This window comes from Acinetobacter sp. 25-47-122 (assembly GCF_056779695.1).
Genome location: NZ_JBWYIJ010000006.1, coordinates 14727 through 28948, shown reverse-complemented (window position 1 = coordinate 28948; position 14222 = coordinate 14727). Strand labels below are relative to the sequence as shown.

The 14222-nt window shown below is 39.6% G+C and carries 9 protein-coding genes; 4 read left to right on the top strand and 5 right to left on the bottom strand.

Going from position 1 to position 14222, the window contains the following annotated elements; translation table 11 throughout:
• The 3 genes from AC1M9P_RS07020 (at position 1) to AC1M9P_RS07010 (ending at position 4612) form a co-directional block, all read left to right on the top strand.
• A complete protein-coding gene (locus tag AC1M9P_RS07020) occupies positions 1–1977 on the top strand; it encodes a MacB family efflux pump subunit (RefSeq protein ID WP_035270153.1) in 1977 nt (658 codons plus the stop codon).
• Between the two features lie 12 nt (positions 1978–1989).
• Complete coding sequence (locus tag AC1M9P_RS07015; protein ID WP_481587143.1) at positions 1990–3405, top strand: efflux transporter outer membrane subunit; 1416 nt, start codon at positions 1990–1992, stop codon at positions 3403–3405.
• 175 nt (positions 3406–3580) lie between these two features.
• A complete protein-coding gene (locus AC1M9P_RS07010; RefSeq protein ID WP_481587142.1) occupies positions 3581–4612 on the top strand; it encodes a formylglycine-generating enzyme family protein in 1032 nt (343 codons plus the stop codon).
• 50 nt (positions 4613–4662) lie between these two features.
• On the opposite strand, the gene AC1M9P_RS07005 is transcribed toward AC1M9P_RS07010, so the two are convergent.
• The 5 genes from AC1M9P_RS07005 to orn all read right to left on the bottom strand — a co-directional run bounded on the left by AC1M9P_RS07005 (position 4663) and on the right by orn (position 13034).
• Entirely contained in the window at positions 4663–7629 is a 2967-nt protein-coding gene (locus tag AC1M9P_RS07005) for a hypothetical protein (protein WP_481587141.1), read from the bottom strand.
• Entirely contained in the window at positions 7622–10438 is a 2817-nt protein-coding gene (locus AC1M9P_RS07000) for a type VI secretion system Vgr family protein (protein WP_481587140.1), read from the bottom strand. Before AC1M9P_RS07000 ends, AC1M9P_RS07005 begins: the two co-directional genes overlap by 8 nt.
• 162 nt (positions 10439–10600) lie before the next feature.
• On the bottom strand, positions 10601–11404 hold the full coding sequence (locus tag AC1M9P_RS06995; protein ID WP_092768909.1) for an enoyl-ACP reductase FabI: 804 nt from the start codon (positions 11402–11404) through the stop codon (positions 10601–10603).
• A 160-nt stretch (positions 11405–11564) separates the two neighbouring features.
• A complete protein-coding gene (locus tag AC1M9P_RS06990; RefSeq protein ID WP_481587139.1) occupies positions 11565–12299 on the bottom strand; it encodes a Bax inhibitor-1/YccA family protein in 735 nt (244 codons plus the stop codon).
• Between the two features lie 180 nt (positions 12300–12479).
• Positions 12480–13034, bottom strand: coding sequence for an oligoribonuclease (gene orn / locus AC1M9P_RS06985; protein WP_035270788.1), 555 nt, complete (start codon positions 13032–13034; stop codon positions 12480–12482).
• 124 nt (positions 13035–13158) lie between these two features.
• Here orn and rsgA point away from each other — a divergent pair, with 124 nt between their 5' ends.
• A complete protein-coding gene (gene rsgA / locus AC1M9P_RS06980) occupies positions 13159–14217 on the top strand; it encodes a ribosome small subunit-dependent GTPase A (protein ID WP_035270790.1) in 1059 nt (352 codons plus the stop codon).
• Positions 14218–14222: the final 5 nt, after the last annotated feature.

The window sequence follows — 14222 nt, the reverse complement described above, 5'->3', positions numbered from 1 at the left end:
ATGAGTCAGACGAGAACACCTCTACTCGAGGTCAAAAACCTGACCCGTGAATTCCCTGCTGGTGAATCTACTGTGCAAATTCTAAAAGGGGTAAATCTTGAGATTTATCCTGGAGAATTGGTTGCCATTGTAGGTCAATCAGGCTCAGGAAAATCAACACTGATGAACATCTTAGGATGTTTAGATAAACCGACCAATGGTAGCTACAAGGTTAAGGGCCGCGAAACACGTGAGCTAGAACCTGATGAACTTGCTCAATTACGCCGTGAATATTTTGGATTCATCTTCCAGCGCTACCATTTACTTGGTGACTTAAATGCAGCTGGTAATGTCGAAGTCCCTGCGATCTATGCCGGCGCTGAGGCTTCTGAACGCCATGATCGTGCAGTTCAGCTTTTGTCCGATTTAGGTCTAGGTGAAAAAACCCAAAACCGCCCGAGCCAACTTTCGGGCGGTCAGCAACAGCGTGTCTCAATTGCTCGCGCGTTGATGAATGGCGGTGATGTTATTCTCGCCGATGAGCCTACTGGGGCATTAGATAAAAACAGCGGTATTGAAGTGATGCGTATTTTACGCGAACTGAATGCCAAAGGTCATACCATCATTCTCGTTACTCATGATCACAATGTTGCCAAAAATGCGACTCGTATTATTGAGATTTCAGACGGTAATATTATTTCAGATGAACCCAATGTTCCTGAGATTGATGATGGCTTTGAACGTGAAGAATTGATTCGTGCTGAGCAAAAGAAAACATCGTCTTGGCGTTCAGCTTTAGACCGTTTAGGTGAAGCTTTCCGCATGGCGCTTCTGGCCATGAATGCTCATCGAATGCGTACTTTTTTGACCATGCTCGGAATCATTATCGGGATCGCATCTGTCGTTTCGGTTGTCGCACTTGGTAATGGATCACAAAAACAAATTTTAGAAAATATTAGTAGTTTGGGCACCAATACCATTACGGTCTACCAAGGACGTGGTTTTGGTGATAACTCCCGATCTTCTCAGGCTAAGACCTTAATCCCTGCTGATGCTGATGCGTTAGCGGAACAGCCTTACGTAGATGGTGTAAGTCCTTCAGTCAATAGTTCTGTCACGGGAAGATATAAAGATGTAGAGGCATCCACGACAGTCAATGGCGTGAGTGAAGACTTTTTCTATGTGCGTGGTTTAACATTTAAATCAGGTCAACCATTTGACAAACATAGTGTTACTGAACAAGCCCAAGATGTTGTGATTGATACCAATACCCAAAAGACATTCTTTAGCGATGGTACGGATCCTATTGGTCAAGTAATTCTATTGGGCAGTGTACCTAGTCGTATTATTGGTATTGTAGATGCTCAACAAGGTGCAATGGGTAATTCAGATAGTCTCAATGTCTATCTCCCTTACTCAACCGTCATGAGTCGAATGCTTGGACAATCGAATGTGAGAAGCATCATCGTTCGTGTAAAAGATGAATATTCAAGCACAGCTGCTGAAAATGCAATCTTGAATTTACTCGTTCAACGTCATGGTGCTCAAGATGTCTTCACACAAAATGCGGACAGTATTCGTGAAACCATCCAGCAAACTACCGCTACAATGACTTTACTTATTTCTGCGATTGCTGTGATTTCTTTGGTCGTTGGTGGTATCGGTGTCATGAACATTATGTTGGTGTCTGTCACTGAACGAACGCAAGAAATTGGTGTACGAATGGCCGTGGGTGCTCGACAAAGCGATATTTTGCAACAATTCCTGATTGAAGCCGTATTGGTCTGTATTTTAGGCGGTATCCTTGGGGTGTTGTTGTCCCTGGGAATTGGTCAACTGATTACACACTTTGCTGGTGGCACGTTCCAAATGGCGTATTCAACCACATCAATAATAGCTGCATTCGTTTGTTCAAGTTTAATCGGGATCGTATTCGGTTTTATCCCAGCACGAAATGCTGCTCGTTTAAATCCTGTCGATGCACTGTCAAGAGAATAATAAGGTATAACTATGCGTAATCAACTTCATAAACTGTTCATGACCTTAGCATTAACAGGCTCTTTAGTCGGCTGTGCGGCTGTAGTGAAAACGCCTTATCAAGCTCCTGCAGTCAATATTCCACAGGGCTTTCAAAACAGCCAGCAACTCAGCCAAAATATCCACCAACAGGCTTTTCATGATCAATGGTGGACATTATTTGGTGATGCACAGCTCAACCAATTGGTTGAACAAGTAATTGCCCGTAATACTGATTTAGCTGTTGCTGGGATTAATTTGCAACAAGCACGCATTCAAGCCAAGCAATCTGAAAGTCAGCAAGGTGTGCGTATTGGCAATGCAGGTGCATCGGTCGGTCATCGCTTTAGTTTAGATGGTGATGGCGATTCTTCAAATGGTATTTCACTGAACTATCCTGGCTTAAGCTATGAGCTAGACTTGTTCGGTAAATTGGCCAATCAAACTGAAGCCTCTCGATGGGAAGCGCTTGCGACTGAGCAAGATTTACAAGCCACTGCACAAAGCCTGATTGCGACAACTGCACAATTGTATTGGCAATTGGGATATCTCAACGAACGCCTATCTGTGGCTCAACAAAATTTGGCGAGTACGCAGAAAACTTATGAATTAGTGCAAACCCAGTATCGAGCTGGGGCGGTATCAGGTCTTGATTTAACATCAGCTGAACAAGCTGTTCAAAGTCAAAAAGCTACGTTAAGTCAGATCGAACAGCAAAAAGTTGAAACTCGAACTGCTCTTGCGGTATTGCTCAATCAACCTGTGCAACAGTTGAATATCTCGGAGCCACAGCGTTTACCACACTCTGCCCTACCGCAAATTCAATCGGGCTTACCAGCTGAGCTTTTATCGCGCCGTCCTGATTTGCAAGCAGCCGAGTTACGTTTACGCAAAGCACTTGCCAATAAAGATGCGAATAAAGCCAGTTATTACCCTTCGATTAATTTAACGGGTAGTATAGCTACTGGAGGCTCAAGCACTTCGCTCAGCAATGTTCTGTCGAATCCTGCGGCAATATTGGGTGCGGGTCTTACACTACCCTTCTTGCAATGGAATGACATGAAACGTGATTTACGTGTGAACGAATTGGATTATGAAAAGTCAATTATTCAATACCGTCAGACCTTATACAAAGCTTTTGCCGATGTTGAAAATGCGTTATCTGCACGCAATGAAATAGACAAACAAGTCGCTTTACAAGAACGTAATGTTCAACTCGCTGAGAAAACGGAACAACTCACGCAAGTGCGTTATAAGAATGGTGCGATTGCGCTGAAGAACTTGATCGATGCCCAGCGCACTACTCGTGAAGCACGTTTGAGTTTGGTTCAAGCCAAACAGACTCAGTACAATGCTTATGTGATGTTACTGCAAGCATTGGGTGGCAGTCCGATTCAGCAGTTACCGTGATTTCAAGTAAAAAAGCCCGCAAGGGCTTTTTTTAAACTGATCTATTTTCAAGTTGTCTTTCAAACTACAAATACCAAAAATTTGATCATCACAATATTACAAAACCGAACTTTCTCTATTTTTATACTTTTATTATGATATCTAATATAATTTCTTTAATTTGCTGAATAATAAGATGATCAAACAAAATTTAGTTGCTCTTTTATGTTCTACAATTGCTCTGACTGCTTGTGCAAAATCTAAGACTGAATCAGCAATTTCAGAGCCAACATCAAAACATTCTGTAAGTTCTAAACAAGACCCTGTTTTACAAAAGAGAATTGATCAGCTAGTTGAAAAAACTAAAAAGAATATGATTTTTGTTGAAGGTGGCGAATATCTCATGGGAGACTTCGGACTTGTTACTCCTGAACTTGAAAAAACTGTTCCAAATAGTGCAGCTTTAAAAAATCCAAAAGGAAATACTTTAGATCCTCACGAACAAAAACTACCTTTTACTCCTGATGATGATAATAAGCCTCCTCACAAGGTAATACTTGATTCATTTGAAATGACTAATAATAAAATTACATTAGCTGATTTTTTAATTTATCTAGATGCAAATAACATTACTCATCCAGAATATTTAGACGATTATCCTAAAGCAGTATTCGATAAATTGCCAGCTGGTGCCAATTGGCAACAAAGTCAAAATTATTGTATATGGTTAGGTAAACAAATAGGGAAAAAAATGAATTTGCCAACTGAAGCACAATGGGAATATGCAGCTCGTAATAAAGGGCAATATGTTGCCTATGCAACCAACAATGGCAATATAGAAAATGGCGTTAATGTTTTCAGCTTTTCTCAATATAGAGAAATTGGTGAGAAATATGGATATCATAACTTTAGTCACCTGCCTGTATTAGGAGAAACTCCACCTAATCCTTTAGGTTTCTATGATATGGTCACTAATAATAAAGAATGGGTCCTCGATTGGTATGATGAAGATTATTATAAAACATCCGAGATAAATAACCCTAAAGGACCTAAATTTGGACAATTTAAATCTGTAAGAAGTTCAGCGGCTCAAGGAGGTGATAATGCAAAACATGGAGAGGGTATCAACATAGTTAGGAAAAAAGCTGATCCTAAAGCTGTAAGTGAAGGCACTGATGGTAAAATCCGCGATGCAAGTAAATCTTTTTCATTTAGATGCACAGCTTAAATTTTTAATGAGATTCTAATTTCCTAATTTAAATTTAGAATCTCATGAAATTAAGCGTTATAAGATTGATGAGGATTATCATTTTCTAAATCATCAAACATTTCTATATCTGAAGCTATTAGTAAATCATTGTCACTACCAGAATTATCACTTTCAAAAGCAATTAAGTTATATTCTGGGCTATCTAGAGTTACAATTGCTGCACCTAATGGATATTTTTCTATTAACGAGCATCTGAGTCGAATATACTCATCTAAGAGTGAATTGCCTGTTTTTGGTGGGGATATACATGATCGACCTTCACTAATTGCATCATTTACCTCATACTGGTTGGCTAACATTCTACCATTATTGAGAAAGAAGATAACTCGAGACTCCATCCAAGCAATTGACTCTTTAGACTTCGCACCATTAGGAGTCATATGTTGCAATGTATTATCCCAAGCTGATTTAGTCACAATAGATTTAAAAATTGTTATAATCGCTTTTTTCCGCTCAGGCATGAAATGCAGTTCTATATTATTTACGTCTATTTTTGGCCGATCGAATAGATTTGAAAAAGTCTCGTCATTCATTAATGCAAATAACAAAATACCTTTTGCTTCAGGTGTCGCATAAAGTAAAAAGTTAGAACTATTATTAATTCTTATAGCAAGTTCTTTTATCTCTCTCGATTTTTTGAACTTATTAGATAAAGTGATATACATTTCTTCAATTTGTTCAACTGTATGGTACGCAAGTTTTATACCCTCAATAATTGTTACCAGCTGAATTTCCTTCCAATAAGTAAATGCATCTTCAGCAATATAAGGTAATAATTTAGTCCCATTTTGAATTAGTTGATAATTTAAACATTTATTGAATTGAACTAACGTATTTGCACCGACAGTTAGTTCAATTTCCCCTTTAGCTCCAACGCCTGCACAAAGTGAGGCTTTAGCTTTAACTCGAAATTGCCCATCTCTAAAATAAATTTCAAAATTATATCCTGCGCCACCACCAATCTGACCAGTTAATTTTGGTGTTACAGACGCAATATTTTCAAATTTTTTGGATTCTGGTGACAGCCATTCTAGGCCTACTCCAACTTTTATCCCTCCCTCTGCACCAGCAAATACATCTATTCCTGCTTTAGCATTAGCATTCACACCTTTCTGTGATTTAACTTCTTCCCCTTCTTTAGCAACAACAAAAGTCGGGCGTTTATTCCTATTATCATAGTTTTCTGATAATGAACTTGAATTATGCTCTATGTTCCCATCTGCAGAAAGCTCAGGTTCACCTGCTAAACTGAAACCTAAATTAAGACCAATTCCCAAAGCAGCCTTAGCACCTACAAAGGCACTTACTTCACCACTAATTATAGATCTCATCGCTCCCAAATAAATATCTCTATATTTAAGACTAAATCCTGCTCGACTGGGAATACATAAATTAGCTTTGAAGGCTTTTTCAACTAGTACAAGCTTTCCTTGTGCAGTTGCATTAACTTTAACTCCAATCTCTCCTTTTAGAGGATTCCAATTAGCACTACCTGATGCAGATGCGCCACCTACTGCTCTTAACCATTGCGCATCCCTAGTTGTATCAAACGAATCGGAATGTTGAATATTCTCATAGAAAGCGCCACCTACACCATTTGGCCAATCTGCATACCCATCTTTTTTAAACCATTCATATTTAACCAGATCTAAATTCACTTTCTTAAGTTCTTCAAATCCAGCCTTTTGTAATTCTGGCGTGATTTTCTTATTCTTAACAGAATCTTGAAGTCCTTGGGTCAATTTATCTATTTTAAAATTAGCTTTGTTAAGACGTTCAAGCTTGTATTTTTGGTAACGAGACATTCTCAGATATTTGCGTTTAAAGCCCGATTGAACTCGATTAGAATCTTTAACGGAATGCGACGTAGCAACAAATAATTCCACCAAATCATTTTTGGCTTTATAATTTGTATTTAAATGAGTTTGTATTTTTTTATCTACTTCATCTATCTCTTTATCTAATTTCGCAATCTCTGCTTGATTTGCTTCACGGTTCTCTAGCAATAAAGCTCTTCTTTCTTTAAGCTCGACTGAATTATATATAACAGTCTCCAATTCCGAACTTTCTTTCTCAAACTTTGCAAAATTTTGAGGATCTAAAACACATACTTCACAGTTTAACAAATCAAATAGAAACGGTAATTTTGTAGATTGTTGCAAATTTGCTTTTGTATCAGCAGGTTTTTCAGTTTGAGCTTTAACAGCAGGCCATTTTATAGTTTGATAATTATTTGTTGAAAATGAAAAATATGGCGTAATCGAATCTAATTCCACTTGTTTTTCAATCTCCCCCTTTTTAAATTTTACAAAAATCACCTCACCTTTAATGGTATAAATAACAGGAGTTAACCCCTTAATATTTGTCTTTTTAATTTTTATATCACTTCTAGAAATTTTTTTAGGTTTGTTATTTTCCAATGTATATAAATCAAATTCTACATTTGATAATGGTTTTTGAGTATTTGCATCGATAAGCTTATAGCAATAGTACTGCTTCACTTGAATATCTAAACTTATTAATGAATTAACATTTTTAGTGATTTCAAAACCATGCAATAAAATATCAGAGTTTTGTTTAATCCGTGAAATCTTATTAGTTTGACCATTTCGTGATAACCATATTGCATACTTACCTATGGGTAAATCAATAATTTCTGTATAGCCATCATTATTTGTCTTTGAAGATCTACTTTTATAATGAGAAATAATCTCTTTTCTATCAGGAAATATATTTTTTGGGTTACCTAATTTTATTTTTTGATCTAATATATATTTATTAAACTCTTTAACATTATGTTCAGCTTTCTCAATATTAGCTAGTGTAGGTATACCAAAAATAGAATTTTGTTTTTCTTTTTCAAAATCATTTATACTCTGATCATATTTAGTAATTATATAATTTGTATTTGAAATATTTGTAACCTTACCAGTCGGTAACTCTTTAATAAATAATTTTAATCTTATTTTACTCATTTGTATTTTCTCTTAAGATTTGATAGCTATTATTTTCTTCTGGTAAATCCTCAAGTGTAATAGACACTTGCTGTGGTCCTTTTGTAACAATTTTTTTCGTTCTACCCTGATCATTAGTTTTACCTGCTATTTCCTCACCACTTGGCAAAGTAATTACATACTTACGATTTTTTATAGGTTTACCTACGGCATTTTTTGCAATATAGGTTAGATAATAATCAGGTAGTAAAGCTAATTCAGGCTGTCGTGTATTGACTTTCTCACCTCCAATAAACTTATGTTGCCCCGCCTTCGCTTCAAACTTCCCGCCCGTGGTTGGTAATATCCCAGAACTATTTAGTTTCACTTGAGAGCCGCCTGCAGTTAGATTAATTTCATTCGGACTGGTGATATAAATCGTATCTTCCGTGGAAATAATCTGCACACCCTTTCTGGCAATCAGATCAGCACCATCCCCTTGAGCTTGAATCTCGATCTTGCCTTTCCCTGCATACAGTCGTGCTCCTTCTTGAGCGGCAAATAAGCTGATCTTTTTACTGGCATGACTGAGGATGCTGTCTTGGGTGCTGGTGTTAACGCTTCCTTGTGCAATCTGGTTGATCTGCCCATCTGCACTGAGGTGGATGTCTTCGTTACTTTCTATTGCAATTGAACTTGGTGAAGCCAAGAGCATGATCGCTTGTTTGAAAGCTGCGGCTTTGCTTTGGTCTTCGCTCTCTAAGTTCTTGAGATAGCCCTGTAGGTTTTCGAGTAAGCTGAGTGGATCAGTTTGTTGATTTTTTGCCACTTCACTTAAGGCTTTGGCGTTGTTTAAGCTACTTTCGAGTTGTTGTTTAGCTTCACTTGCATCTAAATGGTTTGCTTTGGCTTGTTCTTGTTTGTAGGTGGAGATGAGTATGCCTTCTCCCGCTCGTACTGCACCCCATTGGTCAGTTCTGAGTTCGAAGCCTTCGCCTCGTCCTTCACTTTCTGCGGTTGCTTTGGGATGACTGAGATTCCCTAGGTTAAGTTGGCTCGCCCCGTGGGTGTTTTGCAGTTGAGTGGAAATTTGTCCTGTGGTGTCATCAAAGCGGAGTTGTCCATAACCTTCGCCTTGGACTTCTTTACTTTTAATCCCTGCGAGTTTTTTGGTGTCCGGCAGTTGGCCTTGACTGTCGAATCGGGTTGGGCTGCGTTGGGCTTCATGTAGGCGGCCCACCACAAAGGGACGGTCGATGTTGCCGTCAAAGAAGTCGATAACCACGATTTCATTGATTCGAGGAAGGAAGCGTGCGCCATAGCCTTCGCCTGCCCATGGGGTCAGTACATCGACCCAAGCTGAATCGGTGTCGTTGTTGTTACTGCCGGCACCGCCATCAAATTGGTGGTCTTCTGCTCGGGTAAACAGGAAGCGTACTTTGATGCGTCCCCATTCATCGACATGGATTTCTTCTCCTGCAGGTCCCACCACTTTGGCGCGTTGCGGATGGGTGCTGGGTCGATGTTGTAAGGGGTTGTATTCGGGTACGGTTTTGATGTTGCGTCGTTGTAGGATGAGTTCGCTGGCTTGGCGTTCTTGATCCTTGTGGGTTGCTTGGTTGGTGTTTGTCTTGTGTTTTGGCGTCCATTGGCTGCGTTGTAGCAGTTGTTGGACTTGTTGGTCTAAGTCTTTGGGTAGGTTGTTTTGGTTGTAGTAGCGTTTGCCAACAATGAGGAATTCTTGGTCAGCTCCGCTGTGTTGTGCAATTTCTGGGTGTCCATCGAGTTTGAACCAGTAGCCGACTTGGCTGTCTCTGACGCTGGCTTTGGCGATGAATTGTTTGCTTTGTCCGGCGTAGTAGTCGCTGAGGTGTTGGTTGAGTTTTTCGACTTGGCTGTTGCCTGATGCGGTGGCTTGGTCTTCGCCTTTGAGGTCTTGGATCCATGCAGGGCTGATGTGCCATGCTTGTTCGAGGCCTAGGCTGGCATTGTCTTGGTGGTCACTGTGTTGGTGTTTGCTTTGTACTGAGCCTGCGCCTTCTTCTTGTTCGAGGGCTGTGGCTTGCCAGCGTTGTAGGTGGACTGCAGTGGGCTGTAGGCTGCGTTGTCCGATAAAGCTGGTAATGGTATCAAATTGTTCTGTCGCATCACTACGGTGGTAGCGGATGTTGCGTCGGTTAAGGGCTTGGTATTGGCTGTTGTCGTCAATCAGGCGGAGCTTTTGTGCTTCGATCGGGCTGTTGTTGCTCGGTACAATCAGTTGGGCTTCATCAATGAGCCAGTTAATGCCTTCACTGCGTAGTAAGCGAGTCAGAAAGTCGTAGTCGCTTTCGTTGCTTTGCATGATGAAGGGTCGGATGTCGTATTGTTGTTGTAGTCCACTGTGGTCTAGGCTGAGGCTCGAGGCAAAGAGTGGGCTTTTGTTTTGCCATTCTTCAAAGAGGATTTCCACCACTTCGACCACGGATTTATTCATAAATACGCGGCTGTTGCGGCGTTTGTGCCACAAGTTTGTTGCATCGTTGAGCGTGAGTTTGTAGAGGGTCAGTGCCCCATCGCTTTGTCCTTGTGAGGCTTCGGTGATGATGCCAGTGGTTCTAAACAGGGTTCCTTGATCAGTGACTTGATCGACGGCGACTTGTGTGCCGATGAATTGTTTGAGTGGAATTAAGGCATTGGTCGAGAGACAGACGAGTTCTGCTTGCACGCCTTCGTTAAGGGCATGGCTGCCATCGATACGTTGTAGGAAGACTTGGCTATTCAGCTGTGAATGACTGAATTGGATGTGGAGGGCTCTGTTTTGGGCGGTTAGGCCGAGCTGTTCCAATGCCGAAAAGATGTTGGCAAGCATGGTTATTATCTGTCTTTTATAATTTAATAAAGCTAAAGAATTTCTTAATATTTAATCAAAAAAAATACGATTTACCTAGTCTTGGTTACATAAATGAACTTTAAAAAATGTAAAAAAATCGGCAATAAAATTGCCGATTTTTATTTCTTCTTACGATGAGATTTATTCTGTTAGCATTAAATCTGCACTCATACCAACCGTATTGTAACCAGCATCTACATATAAAATTTCGCCAGTAATACCATTTGCCCATGGTGAACACAAGAACAATGCCGCATTACCTACATCTTCAATCGTGACATTACGCTTTAAAGGTGCAACCTTTTCATTCAGATCAAGCATCTTACGGAAAGACTTGATACCTGAAGCCGCAAGCGTACGAATTGGACCAGCTGAAATCGCATTTACACGAATTCCTTCAGCACCCAAACTTGAAGCCAAGTAACGAACGCCAGCCTCTAAAGATGCTTTCGCCAATCCCATAACATTATAGTTTGGCATCACACGCTCTGAACCTTGGTAAGTGAGTGTGAGCAAACAGCCCTGACGAGCAGTTAAAAGTGGTTTTGCCGCACGAGCCATGGCAATAAAGCTATAGGCACTGATGTCATGCGCGATTTTAAAACCTTCACGATCAGTAACTTCAGTAAAATCACCATCTAAAGTATGTGCTGGTGCAAAACCAATTGAATGCACTACGCCATCCAAACCATCCCAATGTTTTGCTAATTCAGCAAATGCCTGTTCGATTTCAGCATCAACAGCAACATCACATGGAAAAACTAGTTTTGAACCAAACTGTTCAGCAAAGTCATCAACACGCTTCTTCATTTTTTCATTAGGATAGGTAAATGCCAATTCTGCACCTTCACGGTGTAAAGCTTCTGCAACACCGAATGCAATCGACAATTTACTCGCAACACCCGCGATTAAAAAACGTTTACCTGCTAATAGTCCTTGTGCCATGTGACTCTCACTTAAATTAATTTTCATGCATGATGCCAAGTCTAGAGCATTTACGAAATTGCATAATGCATCTTTTTTCAAAAAATTGTTAAACCGAATTAGACGCTAAAAAAAGATCAGACATCAGTCTGATCTTTTTACACGCCTTAGCTGAACGACATTAGTCATTACTAGACAGTAGACCAATTAAACGCAAGAAAGAGAAATACATCCAAACTAAAGTGGCTAACAAGGCAATACCGCATAGCCACTCCATCGCTTTAGGCGCGTATTGAGCTGCGGCATTTTCAATCAAGTCGAAATCTAAAATTAGATTTAATGATGCAATAATGGCCACAAAAGCTGCAAATCCTAAACCTAGCCAATTATTATCAAATATATATGGAATGCTCGAACCAAAAGCTAGACTCATAATAAATTGGAGAACAAATACAATCGCAATCGCAATGGTGGCTGACAACACAACCGCTTTAAATTTCTCAGTCGCACGAATAATTTGAAAACGATAAAGCGTGAACATCACCAAAGTCGTGACAAATGTTGCGAGCAAAGCCTTTAAAGGAACACCAGGATATTTCAGTTGAAATATGACTGAAATCCCCCCTAAAAATGCACCTTGAAATAAAGCATATGGAATAGCCAAAGTTCGAGCAGTATTCGGCTTAAAAGTAGTAATGAGTGCCAGAATGAATCCACCAATCGCCCCCACCATCGCACTGGCATAAGCGAGTGAGACATTTAAAGTCATAAAGCTATAAATAAACAGCGCGATACCCACCGCTGCAGAAATCACAGTTAATACAACTGATTTCTGAATCGCGCCTTGAATGGTCATGGGTTGTTGATAATTGGATACAGTCTCTACACGGGTTAAAATCGGATTACTACTTTGCATAACTTAGTCTCTGTTATCATTCTTAAATTTTCACTATTCTGGGATCTATCAGCATAAAAGTCAGTTTATTTTTTGCTATCAACTTTTAAACATTTTAATTAATACTTTGTTCTTTAGATCATTTATAAAATCTATAAAAAAGAGGCCTTAGCCCCTTTTCTAAAATTTCAACAGAACGTTTTAATTATTTGAGATGAAAAAATATTGACGGTAATACTTCAATTCAGCAATTGAGTCACGAATATCATCCATCGCAAGATGAGAAGCATTTTTCTTTAAACCACTCATAATTTCTGGGCGCCAGCGTTTTGCTAACTCTTTAACAGAAGACACATCCAAATTACGGTAATGGAAGAACTGCTCAAGCTCTGGCATTAAACGATGTAAGAAACGGCGATCTTGGCAAATTGAGTTTCCACACATTGGAGATGATTTTGGATTGACCCATTTTTTTAAGAATTCAAGTGTTTGTTGCTCAGCATCTTGCGCAGTTAACTTACTACGGCGTACGCGTTCAATAAGTCCAGATTGCCCGTGCTGACGTGTATTCCATTCATCCATCGCATTTAAAATAATATCTGACTGATGTACAGCTAACACTGGGCCTTCAGCAAGAATATTTAAATGATCATCCGTAATAATCGTTGCAATTTCAATAATCTGATCATTGTCTGTATCTAACCCTGTCATTTCAAGGTCGATCCAAATTAAGCGGGTATCAGGGGTGCTGCTCATAAAGTGCAATCTTATTGGGCTAAATTAAAGATGGATAGTAGCAAATTATTCCGATCTTGGCTGTAAATCCATGGCTCATCATGCTATTTTTGCCATCTAAATTTCAAGGTTTTTTAGGTTGTGAATGGCTTTAATTCGTAAGCGTCGTTTGACAGAGCAACAACAACGTCGTATTCAGAAACAACATCAAACACGTCAAGAAGAACTCGACACGTCTCACGACTTAGAAGGCTTAGTCGTCCAACACTATGGTCGACAACTCGAAGTACAAGCCCTCTCCTTGCCTGATCAACATCCAATAAAACCAGATACCAAAGAAGGTGAGCCAGAACCTTTTTGGAAACCTATTGAGCTGAATAGCGTTTGGCGTTGTCATACCCGTACCAATTTAGAATTATTGGTTACAGGTGATCGCGTAAAATGGCAAGCAGATCCAAATACTGGCTTAGGTATTATCACAGCGATTCAACCGCGACAATCCTTGTTGACTCGCCCAGATCGTTATCACAAAGTAAAACCTGTAGCTGCAAATATCAGCCTGATCGTCATTGTGATTGCACCGTTACCAGAACCTGCACCAACCCTAATTGATCGTTATTTGGTTGCATGTGAAGATGCCAATATTCCTGCTTTATTAGTATTAAACAAATGTGATTTACTGAAAGAAAATGATCCAATTTTGCTGTTAGCAGAAGAATATCGTCAACTTGGTTATGATTTCATCCTGACCCAATCCAATGGTAATTTAGATGAGTTGATTCAACGTATTGACAACCAAACTGTTGCATTTGTAGGTCAATCAGGTGTTGGGAAAAGTACACTTATTAATGCCATCATTCCTGATGCTGATCAAAAAACCAATGTCATTTCAGAAAACTCCGCACTCGGTCAACATACCACGACCTCAACACGTTTAATTCGTTTTGGTGAAAATGGTGCTTTAATCGATTCCCCAGGTATTCGTGAATTTGGCTTATGGCATCTAGATCATGAGAAAATCGATGGTGGCTTTCCTGAAATTTCTGCACTCTTAGGACATTGTCAGTATCGCAATTGCACCCATACGCACGAAAAGCAATGTGCGCTTAAAGAAGGTGTCAAAAATGGTGATATTTTACAAAGACGTTTAGAAAGTTATTTACGTCTAATTGATGAGATTACTGAGGCGCAACAAAAAAATTAGTTTTC

Bases quoted from the DNA above. Each gene is read 5' to 3' on its own strand.
- AC1M9P_RS07020 (WP_035270153.1), top strand. From the start codon at position 1: ATGAGTCAGACGAGAACACCTCTACTCGAGGTCAAAAACCTGACCCGT.
- AC1M9P_RS07015 (WP_481587143.1), top strand. From the start codon at position 1,990: ATGCGTAATCAACTTCATAAACTGTTCATGACCTTAGCATTAACAGGC.
- AC1M9P_RS07010 (WP_481587142.1), top strand. From the start codon at position 3,581: ATGATCAAACAAAATTTAGTTGCTCTTTTATGTTCTACAATTGCTCTG.
- AC1M9P_RS07005 (WP_481587141.1), bottom strand. From the start codon at position 7,629: ATGAGTAAAATAAGATTAAAATTATTTATTAAAGAGTTACCGACTGGT.
- AC1M9P_RS07000 (WP_481587140.1), bottom strand. From the start codon at position 10,438: ATGCTTGCCAACATCTTTTCGGCATTGGAACAGCTCGGCCTAACCGCC.
- AC1M9P_RS06995 (WP_092768909.1), bottom strand. From the start codon at position 11,404: ATGGCACAAGGACTATTAGCAGGTAAACGTTTTTTAATCGCGGGTGTT.
- AC1M9P_RS06990 (WP_481587139.1), bottom strand. From the start codon at position 12,299: ATGCAAAGTAGTAATCCGATTTTAACCCGTGTAGAGACTGTATCCAAT.
- orn (WP_035270788.1), bottom strand. From the start codon at position 13,034: ATGAGCAGCACCCCTGATACCCGCTTAATTTGGATCGACCTTGAAATG.
- rsgA (WP_035270790.1), top strand. From the start codon at position 13,159: ATGGCTTTAATTCGTAAGCGTCGTTTGACAGAGCAACAACAACGTCGT.